At 66.0% G+C, this 24491-nt stretch carries 22 protein-coding genes and 1 tRNA gene; 10 read left to right on the forward strand and 13 right to left on the reverse strand.

All coding sequences use genetic code 11. The features are described from left to right. Positions 1–85: 85 nt before the first annotated feature. The 4 genes from Verru16B_RS18395 (at position 86) to Verru16B_RS15290 (ending at position 2909) form a co-directional block, all read left to right on the forward strand. On the forward strand, positions 86–466 hold the full coding sequence (locus Verru16B_RS18395; RefSeq protein ID WP_069963094.1) for a response regulator: 381 nt from the start codon (positions 86–88) through the stop codon (positions 464–466). A 193-nt stretch (positions 467–659) separates the two neighbouring features. Next, a complete protein-coding gene (gene ffh / locus Verru16B_RS15280; protein WP_069963095.1) occupies positions 660–2003 on the forward strand; it encodes a signal recognition particle protein in 1344 nt (447 codons plus the stop codon). A 33-nt stretch (positions 2004–2036) separates the two neighbouring features. Next, on the forward strand, positions 2037–2294 hold the full coding sequence (locus Verru16B_RS15285) for a hypothetical protein (protein ID WP_069963096.1): 258 nt from the start codon (positions 2037–2039) through the stop codon (positions 2292–2294). A gap of 96 nt (positions 2295–2390) precedes the next feature. Further along, on the forward strand, positions 2391–2909 hold the full coding sequence (locus tag Verru16B_RS15290) for a CPBP family glutamic-type intramembrane protease (RefSeq protein WP_157772451.1): 519 nt from the start codon (positions 2391–2393) through the stop codon (positions 2907–2909). 55 nt (positions 2910–2964) lie between these two features. On the opposite strand, the gene Verru16B_RS19015 is transcribed toward Verru16B_RS15290, so the two are convergent. The 8 genes from Verru16B_RS19015 to purH form a co-directional block, all read right to left on the reverse strand. Further along, positions 2965–3285 (reverse strand): phosphoribosylanthranilate isomerase, encoded by a 321-nt coding sequence (locus Verru16B_RS19015; protein ID WP_250637534.1) that lies wholly within the window; start codon positions 3283–3285, stop codon positions 2965–2967. Continuing rightward, complete coding sequence (gene trpF / locus Verru16B_RS19020) at positions 3282–3635, reverse strand: phosphoribosylanthranilate isomerase (protein ID WP_250637535.1); 354 nt, start codon at positions 3633–3635, stop codon at positions 3282–3284. The genes Verru16B_RS19015 and trpF overlap by 4 nt, the downstream gene beginning before the upstream one ends. Positions 3636–3716: 81 nt before the next feature. Further along, positions 3717–4811 (reverse strand): DegT/DnrJ/EryC1/StrS family aminotransferase, encoded by a 1095-nt coding sequence (locus Verru16B_RS15300; RefSeq protein WP_069963097.1) that lies wholly within the window; start codon positions 4809–4811, stop codon positions 3717–3719. 68 nt (positions 4812–4879) lie between these two features. Then, positions 4880–5671, reverse strand: a complete 792-nt coding sequence (locus tag Verru16B_RS15305) for a uroporphyrinogen-III synthase (RefSeq protein ID WP_069963098.1) — start codon at positions 5669–5671, stop codon at positions 4880–4882. A 19-nt stretch (positions 5672–5690) separates the two neighbouring features. Beyond that, positions 5691–6539 (reverse strand): hydroxymethylbilane synthase, encoded by an 849-nt coding sequence (hemC, locus tag Verru16B_RS15310; RefSeq protein WP_069963099.1) that lies wholly within the window; start codon positions 6537–6539, stop codon positions 5691–5693. Positions 6540–6551: 12 nt separating this feature from the next. Beyond that, a tRNA-Val gene (locus Verru16B_RS15315) sits at positions 6552–6625 on the reverse strand. 193 nt (positions 6626–6818) lie between these two features. After that, complete coding sequence (locus tag Verru16B_RS15320) at positions 6819–7748, reverse strand: RluA family pseudouridine synthase (protein WP_237023432.1); 930 nt, start codon at positions 7746–7748, stop codon at positions 6819–6821. Between the two features lie 237 nt (positions 7749–7985). Beyond that, the gene (purH, locus tag Verru16B_RS15325; protein WP_069963101.1) at positions 7986–9533 is read right to left on the reverse strand and encodes a bifunctional phosphoribosylaminoimidazolecarboxamide formyltransferase/IMP cyclohydrolase; all 1548 of its coding nucleotides are present in this window, start codon (positions 9531–9533) and stop codon (positions 7986–7988) included. 362 nt (positions 9534–9895) lie between these two features. Between purH and Verru16B_RS18960 the strand changes: the two genes are divergently transcribed. Continuing rightward, positions 9896–10138, forward strand: coding sequence for an ApaG domain-containing protein (locus tag Verru16B_RS18960; protein ID WP_237023433.1), 243 nt, complete (start codon positions 9896–9898; stop codon positions 10136–10138). Between the two features lie 184 nt (positions 10139–10322). Beyond that, positions 10323–11681 (forward strand): MBL fold metallo-hydrolase, encoded by a 1359-nt coding sequence (locus tag Verru16B_RS15335; protein ID WP_069963102.1) that lies wholly within the window; start codon positions 10323–10325, stop codon positions 11679–11681. Between the two features lie 83 nt (positions 11682–11764). On the opposite strand, the gene Verru16B_RS15340 is transcribed toward Verru16B_RS15335, so the two are convergent. The 4 genes from Verru16B_RS15340 to Verru16B_RS15355 form a co-directional block, all read right to left on the reverse strand. Next, complete coding sequence (locus Verru16B_RS15340; RefSeq protein ID WP_069963103.1) at positions 11765–12565, reverse strand: inositol monophosphatase family protein; 801 nt, start codon at positions 12563–12565, stop codon at positions 11765–11767. A 49-nt stretch (positions 12566–12614) separates the two neighbouring features. Then, entirely contained in the window at positions 12615–13802 is a 1188-nt protein-coding gene (locus Verru16B_RS15345; RefSeq protein WP_069963104.1) for a Y-family DNA polymerase, read from the reverse strand. A gap of 93 nt (positions 13803–13895) precedes the next feature. Next, positions 13896–14528 carry a hypothetical protein gene (locus Verru16B_RS15350; RefSeq protein ID WP_069963105.1) on the reverse strand — a complete coding sequence of 211 codons (633 nt, stop codon included), beginning with the start codon at positions 14526–14528 and terminating at the stop codon, positions 13896–13898. 115 nt (positions 14529–14643) lie between these two features. Then, positions 14644–15228: a DUF4252 domain-containing protein gene (locus Verru16B_RS15355; RefSeq protein ID WP_069963106.1), complete on the reverse strand. Its 585-nt coding sequence runs from the start codon at positions 15226–15228 to the stop codon at positions 14644–14646. Positions 15229–15357: 129 nt separating this feature from the next. Between Verru16B_RS15355 and Verru16B_RS15360 the strand changes: the two genes are divergently transcribed. Then, positions 15358–15699, forward strand: coding sequence for a hypothetical protein (locus Verru16B_RS15360; protein ID WP_069963107.1), 342 nt, complete (start codon positions 15358–15360; stop codon positions 15697–15699). A 140-nt stretch (positions 15700–15839) separates the two neighbouring features. Further along, positions 15840–17882, forward strand: a complete 2043-nt coding sequence (tgt, locus tag Verru16B_RS15365; RefSeq protein ID WP_069963108.1) for a tRNA guanosine(34) transglycosylase Tgt — start codon at positions 15840–15842, stop codon at positions 17880–17882. Positions 17883–17946: 64 nt separating this feature from the next. Here tgt and uvrA read toward each other — a convergent pair whose 3' ends face one another. After that, on the reverse strand, positions 17947–20862 hold the full coding sequence (gene uvrA / locus Verru16B_RS15370; protein WP_237023434.1) for an excinuclease ABC subunit UvrA: 2916 nt from the start codon (positions 20860–20862) through the stop codon (positions 17947–17949). Between the two features lie 200 nt (positions 20863–21062). Between uvrA and Verru16B_RS15375 the strand changes: the two genes are divergently transcribed. Continuing rightward, the gene (locus tag Verru16B_RS15375; RefSeq protein WP_069963110.1) at positions 21063–23027 is read left to right on the forward strand and encodes a DUF1302 domain-containing protein; all 1965 of its coding nucleotides are present in this window, start codon (positions 21063–21065) and stop codon (positions 23025–23027) included. Between the two features lie 26 nt (positions 23028–23053). Beyond that, entirely contained in the window at positions 23054–24409 is a 1356-nt protein-coding gene (locus tag Verru16B_RS15380) for a DUF1329 domain-containing protein (protein ID WP_069963111.1), read from the forward strand. Positions 24410–24491 lie beyond the last annotated feature (82 nt).

The raw sequence follows: 24491 nt of genomic DNA on the forward strand, positions 1-24491 counted from the left end.
GCGATTGTTCCGGGGGGATTTGCCGGGATCGGCCGCTCAAGTTACGGCCGCCGGGGCCGATGAACCGGGCTCGGGCCATCGAGTTATGAACATCCTTATCGCCGACGACGAGGCGCGCTACCGCGACTTGCTCACCCACCTGTTCGCCAAATGGCCCGAACACCAGCTGACGTTGGCCGGGGACGGACAGGAGGCCTGGGACCTGCTCGACGACCCCAAGCTCAAGTTCGATGTCGTGATTCTCGACCTAAACATGCCCAAGTGCAGCGGGCTCGACGTCCTCCGGCGCCTGCACGCCTCCCCTTTCCACCATTCGGTCGAAGCCATCATCTGCACCGCCCGCAACGACCGCGAGACCATCACCCAGGTCATCGCCCTCGGCGCCCGGCACTACCTGGTGAAGCCCTGGTCCGAGAAGACCCTCGCCGACAAACTCCGCGGCATCGCGGAATCCCGCGCCGCCTGAGAGCGAGACTGCCCCTTGGCAGGGTTCATTACCTGTTTGGTGTAGGGCGGGGTCGCCGAACCCCGCCACGACTGTGATATCACTTTCGGACACCGGCGGGGTTCGGCGACCCCGCCCTACCATCAAGCGTCCCTCCGCCCTCCCGAAGTTTAGTGTTTAAACGCGCCCGTTAGTGGTTTCAGTCCGGGTTCCCATGTTCGAATCCCTGACCGAAAAACTGACCGGCGCCCTGCGCTCCCTGCGCGGCACCGGCGCCCTGACCGAGGCCAACATGGCCGACGCCCTGAAGGAAGTCCGCGCCGCCCTGCTCTCGGCCGACGTTCATTTCACGGTCGCCCGCGATTTCATCGCCCGCGTCCAGGCCGCATGCGTCGGCCAGGCCGTCCTCAAGTCCGTCTCCCCCGGCCAGCAGGTGGTCAAGATCATCAACGACGAGCTCGTGAAGCTCCTCGGCGAGGGCACGACCGAACTCGCCGCCAAGCGCCCGCTCAAGGTCCTGATGGTCGGTCTCCACGGCTCAGGCAAGACCACCTCCACCGCCAAGCTCGGCAAGCTGCTCAAGAAGAAGGGCGCCCGCCCCTTCGTCGTCGGCTGCGACATTTACCGCCCCGCCGCCATCGACCAGCTCGAGATCCTCGCGAAGCAGGAGGAACTCGGCTTCTACTCCGATCGCGTGACCAAGGACGTCCCCGCCCTCGGCACCACGGGCCTTGCAACCGCGCTGGCGCAGAACGCCGATGTCATCCTTTTCGACACCGCCGGCCGCCTCCAGATCGACACCGACCTCATCGAGGAGGTGAAGAAGCTGAAGGCCGCCGTCACGCCCGATGAGATCATCCTCGTCGCCGACGGCGCGCTCGGCCAGGAGGCCGTCAACGTGGCTAAGGCGTTCCACGACGCGCTTGGCCTCACCGGCCTCATCCTCACCAAGCTCGACGGCGACACCCGCGGCGGTGCGGCGCTCTCGATCAAGTCCGTCACCGGCGTGCCCATCAAGTTCATCGGCGTCGGCGAGAAGACCGCCGACTTTGAGCCGTTCTATCCCGAGCGCCTCGCGTCGCGCATCCTCGGCATGGGCGACGTCGTCTCCCTCGTCGAGCGCGCCCAGGAAAACATCGACCAGGCCGAGGCCGAGAAGATGGCTGAGAAGCTCCGCAAGGCGGACTTCAACCTGGAGGACTTCCTCGCGCAAATGCAGCAGGTGAAGAAGATGGGCTCGATGCAGTCCATCATGGGCATGATGCCCGGCATGAGCGGCGTCCAGTTGCCCGGCGACGCCGAGAAGCAGATGAAACGCACCGAGGCCATCATCCAGTCGATGACGATCCAGGAGCGCCGCAAGCCCAGCCTGCTCAACGGCAACCGCCGCATGCGCATCGCCAATGGCGCCGGCGTGAAGGTCCTCGAGGTCAACCAGCTCATCAAGCAGTTCGAGCAGATGCAGAAGCTCATGAAGATGATGAAGGGCGGCAACCAGCAGAAGATGATGCGCCAGATGGAACAGATGAAACGCCGCGGCGGCATGCCCGGCTTCTGAACCGCCGCCGGGGCTTGATGCCCTGCTTGGGACATGCCCCGCTTCCTCCAACTCCTCCTCGCCCTCGCCGCTTTCCTCGCGGGCCTCTGGTGCCTCTATGCCGGCTACGGCCGCGGCGTCTCCCTGGCCGGCAAGACGGAAACCGGCCTCACGTACCTCAAGACCGGGATCGATGGCAAAACCCGCGTGCTCACCCACCACAGCTATTATGCCGCGGGTTTTGTCCTGCTCCTGGGCAGTTCCTGGTGGCTCATGAAGGGCGGTTCTCGACAGAAGCGTCGCGCGCGGTAGCAGGCCGGTCACACCCGCCCGCAGGGGCCACAAAGTGGATTGCACGACCCCGGACTTTGTGCGTTCTCAGCACCGGGCCGCCACCTTTCATCCCCCGTGCTTTTGCTGCGACGCCTCACCGCCTGGCTGGCCATCCTTTGGGCCGGTTTGTTCGATGTCACCCAGTCTCCGGCCCGCTACCTGCGCCGGGCGCTGCTCGTGGATCTGTCGATCTCGATGCCCATCGCCATCGCGGTCGGGTTGACCTTCCCGTCCGATACACCCGATTTCCGCGGCATGTCACCCCTCTTTATAGCCATCATGATTTGCGTCGTATCACCTCTGGTGGAGACGCTCATGATGGTCGTGCTTTTTGCCGGACTGCGCCTCTTCCTGAAAGGACAGGTTCCACTCGCCATCGTGTCCTGCCTGTTGTGGGCCGGCTTGCATTCACTGTCGGCGCCGGCCTGGGGACTTGGGGTTTTCTGGCCGTTCCTGATCTTCTCCATCTGCTACCTGAACTGGGAGACCCGCTCGCGGCGCCACGCCATTTACATGACGGCGGCGCTGCACGCCCTGCACAACCTCGTTCCCTCCGTCCTGCTGCTCGTCGGCACCGCCATCGAAAACCAGTAAACAGGGAATCCGCGTCGGCTCCACCAGCCGGAACGCCGTTTCCTTTACCTCACGCTCAACCGTAAGCCGGATTGCCCTGCTTCGTGGCCTGATGCAACGCGAGTACGAGGGCCTTGAGCTTCGCGGGATCCTTCACCCCCGGGGACTGCTCCACGCCGCTGTTCACGTCGAGGTACTTCGCCCCCGTGGCCGTGACGGCCGCGGCGACGTTGTCGGGTTTCAGTCCGCCGGAAAGGATCCACGTCTTCTTGGGGTGCGCGTCGCGGTGACGCTTGAACTTGGCCCAGTCGCCCGTCTCGCCCGTGCCGCCGAACTTGTCGGCATGGAAGGTGTCGAGCAGCAGGGTGTCGGCCAGCGGCAGCCAGTCGGCTTTCACGTCCTGCCCGGGGGCAGCTTCGGTGCGAGCCACAGACGCGACAGGCCCACCGTCTCCGCCCATGAGGCGACCAGGTAGGTCGGGGTGTCCGCGCTGAAATGGATTTGGAAGAAATCAAAGCCCGCGGCGGACTGCGCCGCGAGGTCAGCCGCTGCGGGCTCGACGCTCACCGCCACCTTCTTCCGCGGCGGCAGACGGTCTTTCATCGCGGCAAACTGCGTCAGCGTGATCCCGCGGGGCGACTTCGGATAAAAGATGAACCCCAGCGCATCCGCCCCGACGGCATCGGCCGCGTCGGCATCCACCAGCGAGGTGAGCCCGCACACCTTGAGTCTGACGCCATTGATCATCGAAATTTAACCACCGAGGCACAGAGAGCACAGAGTAACCCAGTTTGCTGCTTCATCTCTGTGTCCTCCGTGTCTCTGTGGTTAAAACGCATTGATGGTTTTGATTACGTGCTCGATCTGCTCGTCGGTCAGCTCCGCGAAGATCGGCAGGCTCAGGCAGGTCGCACTCGTCTTCTCCGCGACCGGCAGGCTGCCGGCGGCGTAACCGAGCGAGGCATAACATTCCTGCCGGTGCATCGGGCCCGGGTAGATGATCTCCGTGCCGATGCCGTGCTTCTCCAGGTGGGCCCGCAGGGCGTCCCGTTGCGGATGCAGCAAAGTGAACTGGTGCCAGACACTCTCGCCGTAAGCCGGAACGACCGGCAGCTGGACGTCCGCTCGCGTGATCCCGGCCCGATACTTCGCCGCAATCGCCCGGCGCCGGGCGGTCCACGCCGCGATGTGCTTCAGCTTGATGCCGAGGATCGCACCCTGGAACCCATCCATGCGGAAATTGAACCCGACCTCGCTGTGCGCGTAACGCCGGGGCGAACCGTGCACGCGCAGAAGCTGCGCCTTGGCCATCACCGCCTCGTGCTTCGAGACGAAGGCCCCGCCCTCGCCGCAGGCGCCGAGGTTCTTGGTCGGATAAAAACTGAAGGTGCCGCAATCACCGATCGCGCCGACGGGACGGTCCTTGTACCGGGCGCCGACCGCCTGCGCGCAGTCCTCGACGACGAACAGTTTGTGCTGCTGTGCAAGGGCCATGATTTCGTCCATCCGCGCCGGCTGGCCGAAGATATGCACGACCACGATGCCCTTGGTCTTCGGGGTGATCGCCCGGGCGATGGCCTCGGGGCTGATGCACCAGGTGTCGGGGTCGATGTCGACAAACACCGGCGTGGCGCCGACGTAGCTGATGCCCCAGCAGCTGGAGGCAAAGGTGAAGGGCGTGGTGATGATCTCGTCACCCGGGCCGAACCCGCCGCAGATCGACGCGACATGGAGGGGCGAGGTGCCGCTGTTCATCCCCAGCGTCCGCGGATGGCCGAACGCGGCGCTGAAGCCCTGCTCGAAGTTCTCCACGTCCTTGCCGAGGCAAAAGCGCGTGTTGTCGTAGGTGTCGGCCAGCGCCGCCAGCACCTCCGCCCGGAGCGGCGCGTGCTGGAGTTTCAAATCGAGAAAGGGAACTTTCATGCAGAAGGATTCTCCGCGAATTACGCGGATGGACGCGGATAGGGCAAAACTTATCCGCGGTATCCGCGTTATCCGCGGGGAAGCTTGGGCATCAGGGCCTCGACCAGCGAATCGAGGCTGGGCTCGGCGGCCTCAAAATCCACCGGCAGGCCGAGCTGCTTCATCGCGGCGGTCGTGGTCGACCCGATGCTGCCGGCGCGCGGCTTGCGGGCCTTGGCCCCGAGCTTGAGCGCCGCCGCCTGGTCGAAGAAGGACTGCACGGCGGATGGGCTGGCAAACAGGATGGCATCGGCCCCCTTGGCGCGGAAATCACCCGCCACCGGGTCGGCGGCCAGGTCGGTCTCCTCGGTCTTGTAGACTGGCAGGGTGTCCACGATCGTGCCCGACTCGTGGAGCTTCTCCACCAGGGCCTCGCGGTTGCGATTGCCCGTGATGACCAGGACCTTGGCGCTGTCCATCGCCTCGCGGTCGATCAATTCAAAGGCCAGTTCCTCCCCGGAGGCCTTTTTCGGCTGCAAATCCACGCGCAGGTGCTGCTCGCGCACCGCGGCGGCGGTCGCCTCGCCGACCGCGGCGATGCGCACCAGGCCGATCGAGCGGATGTCGTCATAGACCCGGTGGAACTCCTCGAAGAAGAACTTCACGCCGTTGACGCTCGTGAAGATGATCCACTCGTAGCTGCTCAGGCCCTCGAACACCTCGGTGAGGGTCTCGGGGTTCACGTCCTTGCTCACCTTGATCAGGGGCAGTTCAATGACCTCGGCGCCCAGCGTCTCGAGACGGGCCCGCCAGTCGGCGGACGAGCCCGCGGGACGGGTGATGACGATGCGGCGGCCGGAAAGTGATTTTTTGTCAGACATGGATGTGATGTGACTACCCTCAGAACCCCAACTCGCGCAGGATGCGCCCGGCCGCCGCCATCGGATCGGCGTAGTCCGTCTCGCTGAGCGGCAGCGTGCGGATGCCGGTCTTTTCGTGGAAAAAGTGCAGTGTGGCGCCGACGGCATGCGCCGCGAACGCGATCTGGCAGCCGGCGCCGATGCGCGCCTGGAAGGCGCGCTCGAGGTTCACGGCCCGGGCGGTGGCGGCGTCGAGCGCGGGTACAAACTTCCCCTCATCGCCGGCGCGACATTGCAGGGCGATGGCCCCCTGCCCCACGGCCGGGACGCTCTCGGCGAAGGTCAACGGACGGAACACGACGCCCGGCCAGCTCGTGATGCCCAGCCGCTTCATGCCGGCCCCGGCGAGGATGGTCGCATCGGCGTTGCCGGCGGCGATCTTCTTGAGGCGGGTGTCCACGTTGCCGCGGATCTCGGTGAAAGTCGCCTGCGGGAAGAGCTTGGCGATCTGCTGCTGCCGGCGCGGGCTGCTGGTGCCAATCGTGGCGGGCACCGTTACCCCCTCGCGCAGGATCAACACGTCGTGCGTGACCTCGCGGGGCAGGAACCCCGCGACCACCAGACCCGGGGGATTTTCGCCCGGCAGGTCCTTGCAGCTGTGCACGGCCAGGTCGGCCTCGCCCCGCAGGAGCGCCTGCTCCAGCTCGGCCGTGAACAGGCCCTTGCCCCCCTGCTTGGCCAGCGACCACTCGGCCTGCTTGTCGCCGGTGGTGACAATCTTCAGCAGCTCACAGTCCGCCCCGGGGATGACCGCCCGGAAACGGGCCATGACCATTTCGGTCTGCGTCAGGGCCAGCGGGCTTTTGCGGGTGGCGAGGATGATTTTCATAAAAAGGTGATATGGACGCTGAGGGACTCGAACCCCCGACAGCCTCGGTGTAAGCGAGGTGCTCTAACCAACTGAGCTAAGCGTCCGGAAAAGCGCACGAAACGGAAACCCCGGGAGAGCCGCAAGGGTTTTGTAGGGTGTCCCGCGGCCGCGGGACCACCGGGCTGCCCTTGGAGGGCCCGCGTCTCTGCCAGCCGCCTTGTTGTAGGGCGGGATCGCCGAATCCCGCCTTCCTGCGAATGGGATGCTACGTACGCGGCGGGGTTCGGCGACCCCGCCCTACACCTTCACCTTCTTCAACGCCGCCAGCATCTGCTTGAAGTCCTTGGGCAGCGGGGCGTTCAGGTCGAGCACCTTGGCGCTGACGGGGTGGCTGAACACGAGGTGCTCGGCATGCAGCATCACCCGCGGCGGCACCGGCAGGGCCGGGTTCTGTTTCCAACCATAAGTCTCGTCCCCCAGCACCGGGTGCCCGAGCGATTTCATGTGCACCCGGATCTGGTGCGTGCGGCCCGTGTGAATGCGGCAACGCACCAGGGCGGCGTGCACCCCAAATTTCTTCTCCACTTCCCAGTCCGTCCGCGAGGGTCGTCCGCCCTCGCCCGTCGTCATCCGGTGCCGGTGCACGGGGTGGCGGCTGATGCTCCGGTCGATCGTGCCGCTGTCGGTCTTGGGCACGCCGGACACGATGGCGACGTATTCCTTGCGCAGGGTGCGCGAGGCAAACTGGTCCGCCAGCGCCCGGTGCGCGGCGTCGTTTTTCGCCACCACCAGCAGGCCGGTCGTCTCCTTGTCGAGCCGGTGGACGATGCCCGGACGCTCCACGCCGCCGATGCCGCTCAGCTCGCCCTTACAATGGGCCAGGAGCGCATGAACCATGGTGTCCTCGCCCGTGCCGATGCCCGGATGGACCACCATGCCGGCGGCCTTGTTGAGCACGATGAGGTGCTTGTCCTCAAAGATCACCTCGAGCGGGATGTCCACCGCCGTGATCACCGCGGCCGTCACTTCGGGAAAGCTGAACTCCAGGGTCTGACCGCCGCGCACCTCGTTGGCCTGGGAAATGACCACGCCGTCGGCCTTGACCAACCCCGCCTCCAGGGCGCGCTGGAACGCCGCGCGGCTGTGCTCCGGAAAGGCGGCGGCCAGCACCTTGTCGGCGCGTTCGCGGCGTTTCTCGGGCGGGATGAGGTAGGTGGTGGCTTGCAAGTGCCCGCATGCTGCATGCCCGGGCATCGCGTGCAAGCCCCACGGCGGGTCCGGCCCGGCGCGGGTCGAGCGGACCCGGTCCCTGTGGGCCAGCGAGCTTGCTCGCGCTCCAGCATGCCCACGCGCTCCCGGACATTCGACATCGTATCGCTTTGAGACGTCTCAGCGATCGAGCCCGCTCTCCCCGGAGCGCGACCAAGGTCGCTGGCCCACGTTGAGTTAAGGCTGCCCCGCCCCTCAGTGCTTAAAGTGCCGCACGCCGGTGAAGACCATCGCCATGCCGCGCTCGTCGGCGGCCTTGATGACCTCCTCGTCGCGCACCGAGCCACCGGGCTGGATGGCGCAGGTGGCGCCCGCGTCGGCGGCGGCGATCAGGCCGTCGGCAAAGGGAAACAGCGCCTCGCTGGCCACGACCGAACCCTTCAAATCGAGCTTGGCCTCGCCCGCCTTCCAGACGGCGATGCGCGAGCTGTCCACGCGGGCCATCTGGCCGGCCCCGATGCCGAGGGTCTGCTCGCCGCGGCAGTAGACGATGGCATTGGACTTTACGTGCTTGCCGACCTTCCAGCCGAAGAGCATCGCGGCCCATTCCTCGGGCGTGGGCTCGCGCTTGGTCACCACCTTGCAGCCCGCCGGCTTTTCCATCGAGCGGTCCCGGTCCTGCACCAGCACGCCGCCGATGACTGACCGCACCTCCTGGAGCGCGTCGGCGCCGATGCCTTCCTTGGCGATCATGAGGCGAAGGTTCTTTTTCTTGGCGAAGATCGCCAGCGCCTCGTCCGAGAAGCGCGGGGCGATGATCACCTCGGTGAAGATGTCCTTGATCTGCTCGGCCAGGTCGAGGCCGAGGGTCTGGTTCACCACGATGATGCCGCCGAAGGGCGCCTGGCGGTCCGTGGCGTAGGCCTTGTGCCACGCCTCGATCAGGGTGTCGGCGCTGGCGACGCCGCAGGGGTTCGTGTGCTTCAGGATCGCCACCGTCGGACGCTCGAACTCGCCGATCAGGTAGGTGGCCGAGGTGATGTCCAGGATGTTGTTATAGCTGAGTTCCTTGCCCTGCAGCTGGGAGAAATGCTCGTGGAACGTGCCGTAGAGCGCCGCCTTCTGGTGCGGGTTCTCGCCGTAACGCAGGCTCTGGGCCTTCTTGAGCGAGACCGCATAGGTCGCCGGGAAACCGCTCATCGCCTCCAAGTCGGGCTCGGCCTGCTGGCCCTCGAGGTATTTCGCGATCGCCGTGTCGTAGGCGCCCGTGCGCTGGAAGACCTTGAGCGCGAGCTTGCGCCGCAGCGCCCCCATGCCGGCCGGGTTCGCCAGCCCCACCACGACGGCGGCGTAATCGGCCGGGTCGCACACGACGGTCACGCTCTCATGGTTCTTGGCCGCGCTGCGCAGCATCGACGGGCCGCCGATGTCGATGTTCTCGATCGCCTCCTCGAACTCCACGTGCGGCTTGGCGACCGTCTGCTCGAAGGGATAAAGGTTCACCACCACCAGGTCGATCAGGGCGATCCCGTGCGCCGCCGCGGCGGCCAGGTGGTCGGCTTTGTCCCGGCGGCACAGCAGCCCGCCGTGGATCTTGGGATGCAGGGTCTTCACGCGCCCTTCCATCATCTCCGGGAAACCCGTGTGCTGGCTTACCTCCGTCACGGGCAGCCCGGCGTCGGCGAGGAGCTTGGCCGTGCCGCCGGTCGAGAGCAGGCGGTAACCATGCTGTTTCACGAGCGCCGTGGCAAAATCCACGAGGCCGCGTTTGTCACTGACCGAGAGCAGCGCGAGCTTTTCCATAGGAACAGCCTTTGTGCGTTCGGCCCAAAGCCTCCGCAAGCCGAAAGCCGGCCGGCAGCCGGCTCCGCGTGTCATTCCGGGCGCAGCGGAGAATCCAGCCTGAGAACCGCGGCGGTGATAGTGGCGGATCCTTCGCTGCGCCCAAGATGCCCGCCCGATGGTTTTATGGGCTGGCCTCAGGTTTCAGGTTTCAAGTTTCCGGTTTCCCTGCATCCTCCCCTCATGTCCGCCTCGCTCGAACTGCCCGGTCTCCGGGTCGAACTCGACAACCTCGTCTACCGCCACGGGGCAGCGACCTGCCGCCCGACCAGCCGCACGCGTTCATCTATTTCCTGAGCATCCACAATGACTCCGACCGCACCGTGACCCTCCTGGGCCGGAAATGGATCATCGAGCACGCCGACGGCACCCGGCTGGTGGTCGAGGGCGACAAGATCGTCGGCGAGACCCCCACCCTCGCCCCCGGCGAGCACTTTTCCTACAACAGCTACCACGTCGGTTCCGGCGACGCCCGCGCCCACGGCAGCTTTCACGGCCTCGACGAACACGGCGCCCGGATCTTCGTCCGCATCCCGCCCTTCGACCTGAACGTCCCGCGGAACTGAGGGAGATCCCGGAAGTAAGAATTAAGAAGGAAGAATTAAGAAACCGGATCGATCCGCTTCCGATTTCTTCCTTCTTAATTCTTACTTCTTCCTTTCGCGCCGCCGGCCGGCCCTCTCGGGCGCGAAATCCCGTCCGACAAAAACTTGCACCCGCCCGGCCTGCCCGCCTGTCTGTAGCCGCCCCATGAAGCTCATTGACCTCAACAGCGACGGCGGCATCGGCGCCAACTCGCTCTACGTCCAGCTCGGCGATTTCCACCTCGTCATCGACAGCGGCCTGCACCCCAAGAAATCCGGCCGCGAGGCCGCCCCGGATCTCAGCCCGCTGGAGGGCGTGAAGCTCGACCTGATCATCATCACGCACTGCCACCTCGACCACATCGGCTCCCTGCCCCTGTTGATGCGCCGGTACCCCGACGTGCCCGTCATCATGACCCCGGCCAGCCGGATCCTGATCGAGCGCATGCTCCATAACTCCGTCAGCGTGATGACCCGCGAGCGCGAGGAGAAGGGCACACCCGACTACCCGCTCTTCACCCGCGACGAGGTCAACCGCGGCCTCGCCCGGATGTACGCCCAGCCGACCGGCCACGCCAAGAAATTCTCCGGGGCCAAGGACGAGATCGAGTTCATCCTCCACCCGGCCGGCCACATCCCCGGGGCCGCCGCCGTCGAGGTCATCCACAAGCACCGCCGCCTCTTCTTCACCGGCGACGTCCTCTTCAACACCCAGCGCATCATCCCCGGCGCCAAGTTCCCGTCCGCCCGCTTCGACACCCTCGTCACCGAAACCACCCGCGGCGCCACCGAGAGCACCCCCGGCGTCACCCGGTCCACGGAAATGATCCGCCTGGTGGACACGATCAACGCCACGATCCAGCGGGGTGGCTCCGTCCTCATCCCGGTTTTCGCTCTCGGCCGCATGCAGGAGATCATGGCGATCCTCCATGATGCCCGGAAATTCCACAAGCTGGTGGACGCCCCGATCTTCGCCTCCGGCCTGGGCATGGACATCGCCGACCTCTTCGACGACATCGCCAAGAAGACCGGCACCGTGCACTTCACCCGCACCATCCTGAAGGAACTCGGCGTCCGCAAGACGCCCCGCGACACCGTCGCCGGCAAGGAGCCCGGCCAGCAGGGCATCTACGTCGTGAGCGCGGGCATGCTCGTGGAGCGCACGCCCTCCTACACCCTCGCCGCCTCCCTCGCCGCCTCGCCCAAGCACAGCATCTGCTTCGTCGGCTACTGCGACCCCGACACCCCCGGTGGCCACCTCCTCGCCGCGCGGAGCGGCGAACCCTTCCTCTTTGAGGCCGCCAACGTGAAGGTGAAGCTCCGCTGCCAGGTCGAGCGCTTCGAACTCAGCGGCCACGCCGACCGCGAGGAACTCCTCGCTTACGCCGTGCAGTGCAACCCCCGCTCCATCGTCCTCACCCACGGCGACCCGCCCGCCCGCGCCTGGTTCATGGAGCAGCTCAGGGAAAAGCTTCCCAACGCCAAGGTCCTCGATCCGGTGCCCTTGCAGTCGTATCTGGTGTGATTGCCCAAGCGGGCGAGGTCGCGCCCGCGCTCCATTGAACCCGCAGGCCGCTCCGCTAACGCCTCGGTCGACTCGCCGTGGTCTTACCGGCCCAAGATTTCCCGCAGCTTCGCCACCATCGCCTTGCTGCCCGTCACGTACTGGACCCGGGCGGACTTGAGGGAGAATTCCTTCATCGGGAACGGCGGGGCGGCAAAATAGTGGATCTCGGCGCCGGACTCCTCGACGAGGGCGCAGGAGGCGGCGATGTCCCAGATCTTGTTGTTGTGCTCCACCACCCCGTCCAGCAGGCCGACGGCCACGTAGGCCAGGTGCAAGGTGCTGCTGCCAAGGCCGCGGATCTTGAAATTCTCGATCACCCGCCGGCCCTCGTCGGCGTAAATCTTCTCCACCGGCGAATGGAAGCCGATCAGGCTGTGCCGGTCCGGACCCTCCGGCCGCGAGCGGACCTGGTTCTCACCATCCCACACCCCAAAGCCCGGGCCGCCGTGGATCAGCGTCCGCCGGGCCAGATCATAAATCACTCCGTAAACCGGTTTGCCGTGCTCGAGCAGGGCGAGCGAGATGGCGCAGTGGGCGATCCCGTTCGCATAATTGTTCGTCCCGTCGATCGGGTCGCACACCCAACAGAACCGGGAGGTCACGGGCACGGGCTCGGCCGTCGGGGCGAGTTCCTCGCTGAAAAACTGGTCGGACGGGAACGCCTGCGCGATGGCCGCCATCAGGTGCTCCGAGATGGCGATGTCCACCGGCGTCACCTTGGTGCCGTCATGCTTGATCACCGACCGCGCCCGCCCGAACTCCCGGTGCATGAGCGCCGTCTCGGCCTGGACGGCCTGCTTGGCGACGACGATGCGTTGTTCGATTTCGGATTTGTTAACCACGGATTACACGGATGAACACGGATAAAAAAAGAGAAAGCCTTAATCTGTGCTATCCGTGTAATCCGTGGTCCTCAGTCTTGCCTAGCTGGTGCCCGTGCCGGACCACCCCTTTCTTCCCCTGGTCGTTGAGCTTGTCCAGGACCGCGGCCAGCCGCCGCTTCTTCTCGTCGGTCTGGGCGAACATCTCCAACTGCGCCCCCTTCTCCTCCACGCCCGAAAACCGCACGCTCACCAACCGCAGCGGCCGGCGCTTCGTCCACGCGGCCGGCAGGAGCGTCCTCACCAGCGGATAAAACGGCGCCTCCAGGTCCGTCGCCTCGGTCAGGCTGCGTCCGGCCGTGCTGTTCTCCATGCCGGGATAACGCACCTTCACCGTCATGGTCTTCACCCGTTTCCCGTCGGCTCGGATGGCCGGCATCAGTTCGTCGATCATCCGCTTGGCGATGCACTCGATCTCGGCGAAATCACTGATGTCCTGCCCGAAGGTCTCCTGCACGGAATAGCTCTTGGCGTCCTCATGGTCGGTCTCCACCGGCCGGTCGTCCTCGCCGCGGGCCATCTCCAGCATCTCCGACCACGCGCTCCCGAACAGCGCCTTCAAATCCCCCTCGCTGCGGGTAAACAGGTCGCTGACCAGGCGGATACCCGCGGCGGCCAGTCGTTCCTCGCTCTTCTTCCCGACGCCCGGGATGACGCTGATCTTGAGCGGCGCCAGAAACGCCGCTTCCTGCCCCGGGGGCACGACCGTGAATCCCTTGGGCTTGCGCGCCTTGCTGGCGATGGCGGATACAAGCTTGTTGCTCGCGATGCCGAACGAGGTCGGGATCTGCAGCTCATCCCAGAGCTGCTGCTGCAGGGCCCGCATCCGCCGCTCGATTTCCGCCGCCGTCTTGAATCCGCAGGGCCCGAGGTCGAGGTACCCCTCGTCGATGGAATTGCGCTGCACCAGCGGCGTGACCGACTCGCACCGGTCGAACATCTCGCGCGACTTCTTGCTGTAGATGCCCGAGGTATGCGGGAGCAAAATCAGGTCCGGGCACACCTTCAGCGCCAGCTTCGTCGGCATTGGCGTGTAGACGCCGCAGGCCCGGGCCTCGTAGCTGGCGGAAGAAATGATCCCGCGCTCGCGGCCACCCACCGCGCACTTCGTCCCCCGCAGCTCCGGCCGCACCGACAGCTCGCAGGATACGAAGAAAGCATCGGCATCAAGGTGGACGATAAGGGGAAGGACGGACACGCGGAAAAGTAAGAAGGATGAATTAAGAATTATGAAGTCCAGAGATGTCTGATCCCTGTCCCTTTCTTAATTCCTCCTTCTTCCTTCTTCCTTTCAGAGCGCCAGCTTTGCCAGCTTCACCTTCTTCCCGAACCCGCCCTCCGGCATGTGCCGTTCCGCGAGCTTCAATAGGGTTCCCGCGTCCACGTTGGTTGAGACGATGACCATCTCGTCGCCATCCACGACCGCGAGGCAGAGATCCATGCGGTCACCGGTGTCGATGGCGTCCGTGGCGTAAACCAGGACGGCCTGGTTTTCCTCGGTCACCCCGACGAGCCTCGTCCAGCCGCGTTTCCGCATGCGTTCATCGGTCTTGGTCAGCAGCTGGTCGCGGGACCAGGACTGGCCTCGACTGACCTTGTCGTAGACGCCTACGCTGACGTTGCGCACGGAGGAAAGCGCCAGCCGGGCATCATCCATGTTTTCATGTTGCACGAAACGCAGCCCCGTCCGGACGAGACCCAACGAGACCCAACCCGCGCTGACCTGGACCTTGGTGCTCCACTCGGCGTCGGTCGCCGCCATGACCTCGCGGCGGAGGGCGGCGGCATCGCGATCGAGCCGGAACATCGAGACCACCCCGACCCCGACGACCACGATGGGAGCAACCAGCATCACGATAACCAGCATCATCCAGCGGGCCAGGCGACGCTCGGACTTGATCACAGGAGGTGTGGCGGAGGTCATGGGAAAGTAAGAAGGAAGAAGGATGAATTAAGAAGGGAGGAAGCGACGCGGCTCGGTTCTAACAAGGGTCCGGTGATTCATCCTTCTTCCTTCATCCTTCTTAATTGGTTTTTGTTCAGGCTTCGTCCCCGGACTTGTCCTCGCCCTTGTTCATCTTCAGGCGGACGTTTTTGAGGGGCTGGATGTCCAGGTTCTCGGCCAGGGTGGCGATCTGGTCGGCATTGATGTGGCCGACGATGTTCACAAAGACGGCCTCACCTTTGCGGTCCAGGACGGTGACGACGACGCCGTCGATGACATCCTCGCTGCGCTGCATCACGTGGACGTCGACATTGTCGCCTTCCTCGCCTTCGCGCACGGTCACCATCTTGGTCCAGCCTTGGGACTCGAGCTTGCGACGGATGCCCTCGATCTGGGCGACCGTGCCTTCCCGGTTGGAATCATCCATGGCCACGACGTTGACCCGGACCCGCTTCAGGCTGCTGAGCAGCGCGGCGGCCTCGGGCTCCTGTTTGGCCGCGATCTTGGCGGCAAACTTGAGCATGCCCGAGGAGATGTTGACCTCGACAAACTCGCCCTTCGCGGAGGGCATCAGCTGGCCGATGTCGATGTAACCGGCTTCGGATTCAGCGGCAAAGGACGAAACGGACAACGCGGCAGCAAGGCCGGCGGCAACGATCAGGGTATGGAGGGATTTCATGGGTGGTTTGATTGAGGTTGGGCGGTCGGCCGATTGGCCGGATGCCGTAATCACACCGCGACCCGGCCCAAAGTTGCAGGTTGTGCACTTTCCCTCTCAGGAAAGGCCCGGCCCGGCCGATTAGCACCCATGACCCGCCTTTTTCGGGCCGTTTGCCTGCTGGTCGTCTGTGCCCTGCTCAGCAGCTGCGCCGACGACAGCTACCGCTTGCCCAATCTCCAGCTGCGCTTTGGCACGGCGATCGAACGCCGGGCCAGCCTGTCCGTGCTGCGCCGGACCTGGGCCGAACGCCCCGAAACCGTCAGCCCCGGCGCCAGCCTCTACGAACGGGCCCTCATGAACCGCGCCGCGTACTTCGGCCGCAAGGTCAAGGGCACCGAAAGCTACCGCGCCGCCTGCGACTTCTGGATGGCCTGCGTCCAGGACCACATCACCCGCTACGAGGAAGACGCCAGCCGGTTCGGAAAGTAGGCATTAAGCAGGATGATGGAAGAACCCTGCCCTCCCTGGGCAGGCAGCTTCATTCTTCGTGCCGCCGGCTTGATTGCCGGTTCCTGCCGTCTTGCCATCCGCCGCGCCGCGCCCCAAGCCATTGCGCTCCAACCCTGCGCATGTCCCGCCTCGCCTTCACCCTCGAAAAGGAATCCCCCGGCTCCAAGGCCCGCGCGGCCCACTTCACCACCGCCCACGGCGAGGTCCGCACCCCCGTCTTCATGCCGGTGGGCACCCAGGCGACCGTGAAAAACATGACGGTGGACGGCCTGAAGGCCGTGGACGCCCAGGTCCTGCTCGCCAACACCTACCACCTCCTGCTCCGCCCCGGCCCGGAGGTCTTCCGGAAATTTGGCGGCATCCACCGCTTCATGGACTGGGACCGCCCCGTCCTCACCGACTCCGGCGGCTTCCAGATCTTCTCCCTGCCCGAGTCCCGCGTCATGACCGAGGCGGGCGCCCAGTTCCGCAGCTACGTCGACGGGGCCGTGCACTTCCTCTCGCCCGAATCCAGCATCGCCATGCAACGGGCCATCGGCAGCGACATCATGATGGTGCTCGACCAGTGCATCCCGTCGACCGCCTCCCACGCCGAGACCGAGACCGCCATGCACCTCACCCACCGTTGGGCCGTGCGTTCCCTGGAGGCCCGCGGCGACTCCCCGCAGGCCCTCTTCGGTATCGTGCAGGGCGCCTGCCACCGCGACCTGCGCCAGCAAAGTGCCGAGTTCCTCCGCGCCCTGCCCTTTGACGGCCTGGCCATCGGCGGCCTCGCCGTCGGGGAAACCCACGAACAGCGCTACGAGTTCTGCGGCCTTGCCACCGACCACCTGCCGAAAAACCTCCCGCGCTACCTCATGGGCGTCGGCACCCCGATCGACATCCTCGAGTCCGTCCACCGCGGCGTGGACATGTTCGACTGCATCATTCCCACCCAACTGGCCCAGCGCGGCACGGCCTTCACCTCCCACGGCCGCATCCACTGCCGCCGCGGGATCTACAAGTTCGCGGAAACACCCCTCGACGCCGCCTGCCCCTGCCCGACCTGCACGCGCTATTCCCGCGCCTACCTGCACCACCTGACGAAGTCCGACGAGGTGCTCGGCTGGCACCTGCTCTCGATCCACAATCTCTCGTTCTACACCCGCCTGATGGCCGAGATCCGCGCCTCCATCCTCGCGGGCGACTTCCTGGCCTACTACGAGCGCCAGCGCGTGGCGCTGGTCCGCGAGGACGAGGCCAACCCCTCCGTCCCCACCTCCAAGCCACGCGCCAAGGCCAACCCGCATCGCGGCGACTACGAGATCCAGACCTCGCCGCAGGGTTTCTCCAGCATCCGCCAACGCAGCTCCGGCGAGGTCATGCACTCCGTCTCCGCGCCCGAGGACGAGGCCAACCGGCTCTACATCGAGCAATCGCGCCTGGCCCACCGCCTGCGCCGGCGCTCGCCGGAGGACACCGCGCCGCTGGTCGTCTGGGATGTCGGGCTCGGCGCCGCCTCCAACGCCATGGCCGCCATCCACCGCCTGGAGGCCGAGCTCGCGGCCGCCGGGCCGGACGCGTTGCGCCCGCTGCACCTCATCAGTTTCGAGCGCGACCTCGACCCCTTGCTGCTCGCCGCCCGCCACGCCTCACACTTCCCGCACCTCCGCCATGGCGCGCCGCACGGCCTCCTGCACAAGAGCCGCTGGGGCCACGCCTCCGGCCTGATCGACTGGCGCCTCCTGCGCGGTGATTTCCTGGAACACCTCGAGGGCGCCCCGCCGCCGGACCTGATTTACTACGACCCGTTCTCCGCCAAGACCGACACCGGCCTGTGGGTACCCGAGGTCTTCGCCCGCATCCACCGCCATGTCGCGGCCCGTCCGGCGGAGCTCTACACCTACGCCGCCGGCACCGGGGTGCGGGCCGCCCTGCTCTCCGCCGGCTTCTTCGTGGCCGAGGGCGTCGGCACCGGACCCAAGGCCACCACGACCGTGGCATTCACGCACCGGGACACCCGCGCGGATGACCCCGCCGCCCCTAAGCTCCTCGGCGCCGATTGGATCGCCCGCTGGCGCCGCAGCGACGCCAAATTCCCCGCCGGCCTGACCGAAGCCCAGCAAGCCGCCTTCGCCGCGAAAATCGAGAGCCACCCGCAATTCGCGGGAATGATGAAGTAAGAATTAAGAAGGTAGAAGGACCGAGCTAGGCTGCTCGGATTTCTTAATTCATCCTTCTTCCTTCTTACTTCTTCCCCTCCTCCGCCAGCGCCACACCCGTCAGCGAGCCCTTCTCCCGCACCAATCCCTCCACGGCGCCCGCATACACGATCTGCCCGCCCTCCGGCCCGCCGCCGGGGCCGAGGTCAACCACCCAGTCCGCCAGCCGGATCACATCGAGGTTGTGCTCGATCACCACGAGGGTGTTGCCGGCGTCACGCAGTTTGAAAAGGAGATCCACCAGCCGCTGGATGTCCGTCCAGTTCAGGCCCGTCGTCGGCTCGTCGAGGATGTAGAGCGTCGTGCCCTGCTCGCGCTTGCTCAGCTCGAGTGAGAGTTTGATGCGCTGCGCCTCGCCGCCCGACAGGGTTGTGGCCGACTGACCGAGATGGAGGTAGCCCAAGCCTACCGCGTCGAGCGTCACCAGCTTCTCGTTGATCCGCGGGTGCGCCCGGAACAGCTCCATCGCCTCCCGTACAGTTAGGTCGAGCACATCGGCGATGCTTTTGCCGTGGTATCGCACCTCCAAGGTCTCCCGGTTGAAGCGCTGGCCGTCGCAGCTCGGACACGGCGCGTAGGCGTCGGCCATGAACTGCATGTCGAGGCGGATCTGGCCGTCGCCCTGGCAGCGTTCGCAGCGTCCGCCGCGCACGTTGAAACTGAAACGGTTCGCCTTGTACCCGCGCACCTTGGCCAGCGGCAGCTTGGCAAAGAGGTCGCGCAACAGGTCGAGCAACCCGACATAGCTCGCCGGGTTGGACCGCGGGCTGCGGCCGATGGGCTCCTGGTCCACCTGCACGGCCTTCTCAAAGTGATCAAGCCCGGTCAGGCCGCGGTGCTTGCCGGGAAACTCCTTCGTGGCGCCGTTCAGCTTGCGCGCGGCGGCCACGGCCAGGATGTCGTTCACGAGCGTGCTCTTGCCCGAACCCGAGACGCCCGTGACGCAGGTCAGGAGCCCCACCGGGAAACGCGCCTCAACGTTCTTGAGGTTGTTCGCGGCAGCCCCCTTGACCACCAGCCAGCGATCATCCGGTTTCTTGAGCTTGGCGTCCTTCTCCACCCCGAGCTTGCCGCCGAGATAAGCACCGGTGCGCGAGGTGGTCGCCGGGAGCTTCGCGCAGTCGACCGGCGATCCTTGGAAGAGAATTTGCCCGCCCTCCGTGCCGGCGCCCGGCCCGAGTTCGATCAACTCGTCGGCGATGCGCATCGTGTCGGCGTCGTGCTCGACGACGAGCACCGTGTTGCCGCGGTCACGCAATTCCCGGAGCGTCGCCAGCAGCCGCTGGTTGTCATGCGGGTGCAGGCCGATGCTGGGCTCATCCAGCACATAGATCACCCCGACCAACCCCATGCCCAGCTGCGTGGCCAGCCGCACGCGCTGCGCCTCGCCGCCGGAGAGCGTGGCGTACTCGCGTTCCAGCGTGAGGTAGCCGAGCCCGGTCTCCGCCAGGAAATGCAACCGCTGGGTGACCCCGTCCAGCACCTCGCGCACGGCGTCGGTCGCGGGGAGAACGGCCCGCAGCCCCTGCATGAATTCCAGCGCCCGCCGGATGTCCAAGCCCATGAACTCGGCGAAGCCCAAGTAGGCCCGTTCTCCGACCGGCCCCGCCTTGATTTTAGCGTCGCCCTCGGGCTGGTCCGAAACCACCCCCACCCGCACCGCCGCGCTCCGCGCATTCAGCCTCAAACCATGGCACGACGGACAGTCCCCGCTCGCCATGAAGGTCGACAACCGCGCCCGGAAACCGTCGCTGCGCGACTCGCGCCGGCTCTGGTCCAGCATCGCAATAATACCGGGAAAGGGTTTGGCCTCCGCCTGCGACGTGCGACGGATGCGGAAACTGAACAGCCGCTCGCCCGCCCCGTGCAACAGGGCCTGCCGCGTCTCCGCCGGCAGGTCCTGCCACGGAATCTCGGGATCGAAGGGCAGCTGCTCGGCGAGCTGCTTCAGGATCGAGTTGTGCCGGATGATCAGGTTGCGTCCGCCGATCCGCCAGGGCTTGATTGCGCCCTCGCGGATGGACTTGTCCGGCCGGGCCACGATCAGTTCCTCGCTGAAGGTCAGCTTGCGGCCCAGCCCGCCGCATTCCGTGCAGGCACCTTCGCTGTGGTTGAAGGAAAAATTCCGCGGCGTCAGGGGCGCGAACACATCCCCGCAGATCACACAACTCAGGCTCTGGCTCAGCGGGATCTCGCGCCAGGGTGACTCGGCCGTCTTCTGCACCAGCACGAGGGCGCGGTTCTGCCCCTCGCGAAACGCCAGTTCCAGGGAATCCGCCAGGCGGCTGCGCTGGTCGGCGCTGACCACCAACCGGTCCACCACGAGTTCAACCACGAGCGCCTCGGCCCCGTTGGGTACGAGGCGGGGTTCGTCGAGCGATTTGATCTCGCCGGCGACGCGCACGCGCTGAAACCCGCGCTGGCGCAGCCGCGGCAACTCGTCCCGCAGGACCGAGGGCTTGGCCGTCATCCAGGGCGCCAGCACGATGGCCCGCTCGCCGGGCGCGTCGCGGAAAAGCTGTTTCACACAATCATCGAGCGAGCGTTTCGTCACCCGCCCGCCGTCCTTCGGACAGCGCTGCTCGCCGCAGAGCGCCCAGAGCAGGCGGGCATAGTCCGCCACCTCCGTGACCGTTGCCACGGTGCTGCGCGGCGATCCGCCGCCGGTGCGCTGCTCGATGGCGAGGACGGGGGAAAGACCATGGATAAAATCCACGTCCGGTCGCTTCAGCTGCTCCAGCACCTGCCGGGCCGAGGCGGAGAGGCTCTCCATGTATTTCCGGTAGCCCTCCGCGTAGATCGTGTCGAAGGCCAGCGAGGACTTGCCCGAGCCGCTGGGCCCGGTGAGGACGACCAGCTTGCCCCGCGGGATGCGCAGCTCGAGGTTCCGGAGATTGTGCTCCCGGGCTCCCTTGATGTGAATGTGCGAGGCGGCGTCCACGGGGGGAAGGTTGCCGATTCGACGCGTGGGTCAAAACGCTATTCCGGAAAAGAATACACACCCGGCCAGGGCCCTTTGGCACTTGTCTTTATGACAAAATCGCAACTTCATCCCCCACCCACCGCAGGCATCGGCCTGCCCCTACCCCCAACCCCTGCCACCGTCCTGCGGGCCTGACTGTGCCCACGCCTCATTCTACTATGAACCCAAGCTATGCCATCTCACTCCGCCTGCGCCGGTCCTTGTTTGCCGTCGCGGCCCTCGCCGGTGTCGCACCCTTTGCCTCGGCGGCCGTCTTTGAAATCGGCGAACTCAAGGGCAGCTTCGACACCACCCTGTCCGTCGGCGGCCTCTACCGCCTGAACGACCCCTCGCGGCAGTACTACAGCATCTCCGCCGGCGGCCTCCAGCGCTCCTCCAATGCCGATGATGGCAATCTGAACTATGGCCAGGGCATGGCCTCGTTCCTCGTCAAGGCCAGCCACGACCTCCAGCTCGACTACCGCAACGCCGGCCTCTTCGTCCGCGGCTATTACTTCAACGACTTCGTCAACACCAACGGCACCCGCGAGCGCACCCCGCTCAGCGACGACGCGCTCGACCTCGTCGGCGAGGGCGGCGAGCTGCTCGACGCCTACGTCTACTACAAGACCGACCTCGGCACCATGCCCGCGACCTTCCGCCTCGGCCAGCAGGTCCTCAGCTGGGGCGAGAGCACCTTCATCCCCAACGGCATCAACTCCGTCAACCCGATCGATGTTGCCAAGCTGCGCACGCCCGGTTCCGAACTCAAGGAAGCCCTGCTCCCGGTGAACATGGTCTCCGGCTCCCTCAGCCTGACCGAGAACCTCAGCCTCGAGGCCTTCTACCTCCTCGACTGGAAGCGCACCCGCGTCGACCCCCCGGGCACCTTTTTCAGCACCAATGACTTTGTCGCCAAGGGCGGCCGCAAGGTCTACCTCGGCTTCGGCGCCATCGCCGACACTGCCCCGCTCGGCCCCGTCACGCGCGGGCCCGACGGCGTGCCCGATGACTCCGGCCAGTACGGGGTGAATTTCCGTTATTTCGCCGAGCACCTCAACAGCACGGAATTCGGCCTGTTCTACATGAACTACCACAGCCGGCTGCCCACGATCTCGGCCCGGACCCCGCGCTCCGCCATCAGCACCGCTCTGGTCGTCTCCACGGCGACGTCCCTCGCCACCGCCAACCTGGCCCCGGCGCTGGTCCCCGTCTTCGGCGCTGCCACCCCCACTGTCCTGCAGACCCTCGTCGGCGCCGCCCTCACGAGTGTGCCGATCGGCGCCTTGCCGGCCAATATGCAGCCGTTCTACCCCGCGGCCCAGACCATCGCCGCGGGCGCCCGCACCATCGGCTTCCTCACCTCGGCCCAGACGGCCAACTACCTGATCGAGTTCCCGGAGGACATCCACCTCGTCGGCGCCAGCTTCAACACCAGCCTCAAGGGCATCGCGTTCCAGGGCGAGCTCAGCTACCGCTCCAACCAGCCCCTCCAGGTGGACGACGTCGAGCTGCTCTTCGCCGCCCTCTCCTCGATCAACCCCGCCTTCGGGACCAACAACCAGCTTGGCAACTACGGTGGCCAGCTGAACACCCGCATCGAGGGTTTCCGCCGCCACAAGGTCATCACCGGCCAACTCACCGCCACCAAGGTCGGTCGGGGCATCCTCGGGGCCGCCCAGTCCACCTTCATCGCCGAGACCGGCTTCGTCAGCGCCGACCTGCCGGCCAAGAACGTCCTCCGCTACGAGGGCGCCGGCACCTTCGTCGGCGGCGAGCTCGCCTACATGAACGGCTCCGGCAGCAACACCGCCGGCACCATGCCGCTCAGCGAACCGTCCGAGGCCTTCGCCGACGACTTCTCCTGGGGCTACGCCCTCGTCGGCCGCCTCGACTACAACAACCTTTTCGCCGGCGTGAACGTCTCCCCCCTCGTCGTCTTCGCCCACGACGTCGGCGGCAACACCCCCGCCCCGCTCGGCAACTTCCTCCACGGCCGCAAGACCGTCACCCTCGGTGCCGACTTCACCTACCAGAACGCCTGGGCCGTCGAGCTGCGCTACGTGAACTTCACCGGCGCCGGCCGCTACAACCTCCTCGGCGACCGCGACTACGTCTCCGCCACCCTGAAGTATTCGTTCTAAACCGCCGCCCCTCCCCTTACGCATCCATGAAAACGACTCTTCCTCTGGTCTCCGTCCTTTGTCTTTTGACCTCGGTGCAAGCGGCCGACCCCGCCCGCCTCGGCGCCGACCTCACCCCGCTCGGCGGGGAGATCGCCGGCAACGCCGACGGTTCCATCCCGGCCTGGACCGGCGGTCTCACCGCCGCCCCCGCCGGCTTCCAGCCCGGCTCCCACCACCCCGATCCCTTCGCCGGCGAAACCCCGCTGTTTACCATCACCGCGGACAACGCCGCGCAGTATGCCGACAAGCTCACCGCCGGCCAGCAGGCGCTCCTCAAGGCCTACCCCGGCACCTACAAGCTCCCGGTCTACCGCTCCCACCGCACCGCCTCAAACCCCCAGTCGGTCTACGACGCCACCAAGAAGTACGCCACGACGGCCGCGCTCACCGAGGGCGGCAACGGCATCAGCGGCTGCGTCCTCGGCATCCCCTTCACCCAGCCGACCACCGGCCTCGAGGTGATCTGGAACCACCTGGTGCGCTACCGCGGCATCGCCGCCGAGCGCTTCATCGGCCAGGCCGCCCCCCAGCGCGACGGCAGCTACAACCTCGTGCAGTTCGAGGACGAGTTCCTCTTCAACTACTGCCGCGATGACATCCCGCAGGAGCAGTTGCTCAAGGAACTCGCCGAGCAAAACGTGCTCATCTACTTCAAGCAGGCCGTCACCGCCCCCGCCCGCCTCGCCGGCTCCATCCTCGTCGTCCACGAGACCATGGACCAGGTGAAGGAAAAGCGCCGCGCCTGGATCTACAACGCCGGCCAGCGCCGCGTCCGCCTCGCGCCCTCCGTCGAGTACGACAACCCCGGCACCGCCTCCGACGGCATGCGTACCTCCGACCAGTTCGACATGTTCAACGGCGCCACCGATCGCTACGACTGGAAGCTCGTCGGCAAAAAGGAAATGTACGTCCCCTACAATTCCTACCGCCTGCACAGCGGTGACGTGAAGACGGCCGACATCATCAAGCCGCTCCACATCAACCAAGACCTCACCCGCTACGAGTTGCACCGCGTGTGGGTCGTGGAAGCCACGCTCAAGCCCGGCACCAACCACGTCTACTCCCGCCGCACCTTCTACATCGACGAGGACAGCTGGCAGGCCGTCGCCGTTGATCAGTATGACGGCCGCGGCCAGCTCTGGCGCGCCTCCGAGGCCCATTGCATCAACTACTACGACGCGCAGATCTTCTGGAGCACCCTCGAGGTGCACACCGATCTGCTCGCCGGCCGCTACCTGGCCATCGGCCTCGATAACGAGCAGAAGATGTACAACTACGGCCTGAAGCGCACCCCGCAGGACTACACCCCCGCCAAGCTCCGCCAGGAAGGCGTGCGCTGAACGGGTAGCCAGCCCCATCCCGACCCGGCCGGACAATATTCCGGCCGGGTTTTTCATTTAATGCGCCGTGCTTTGGCTTGCG

The sequence above is a fragment of the Lacunisphaera limnophila genome (assembly GCF_001746835.1).
Taxonomy (GTDB): domain Bacteria; phylum Verrucomicrobiota; class Verrucomicrobiia; order Opitutales; family Opitutaceae; genus Lacunisphaera; species Lacunisphaera limnophila.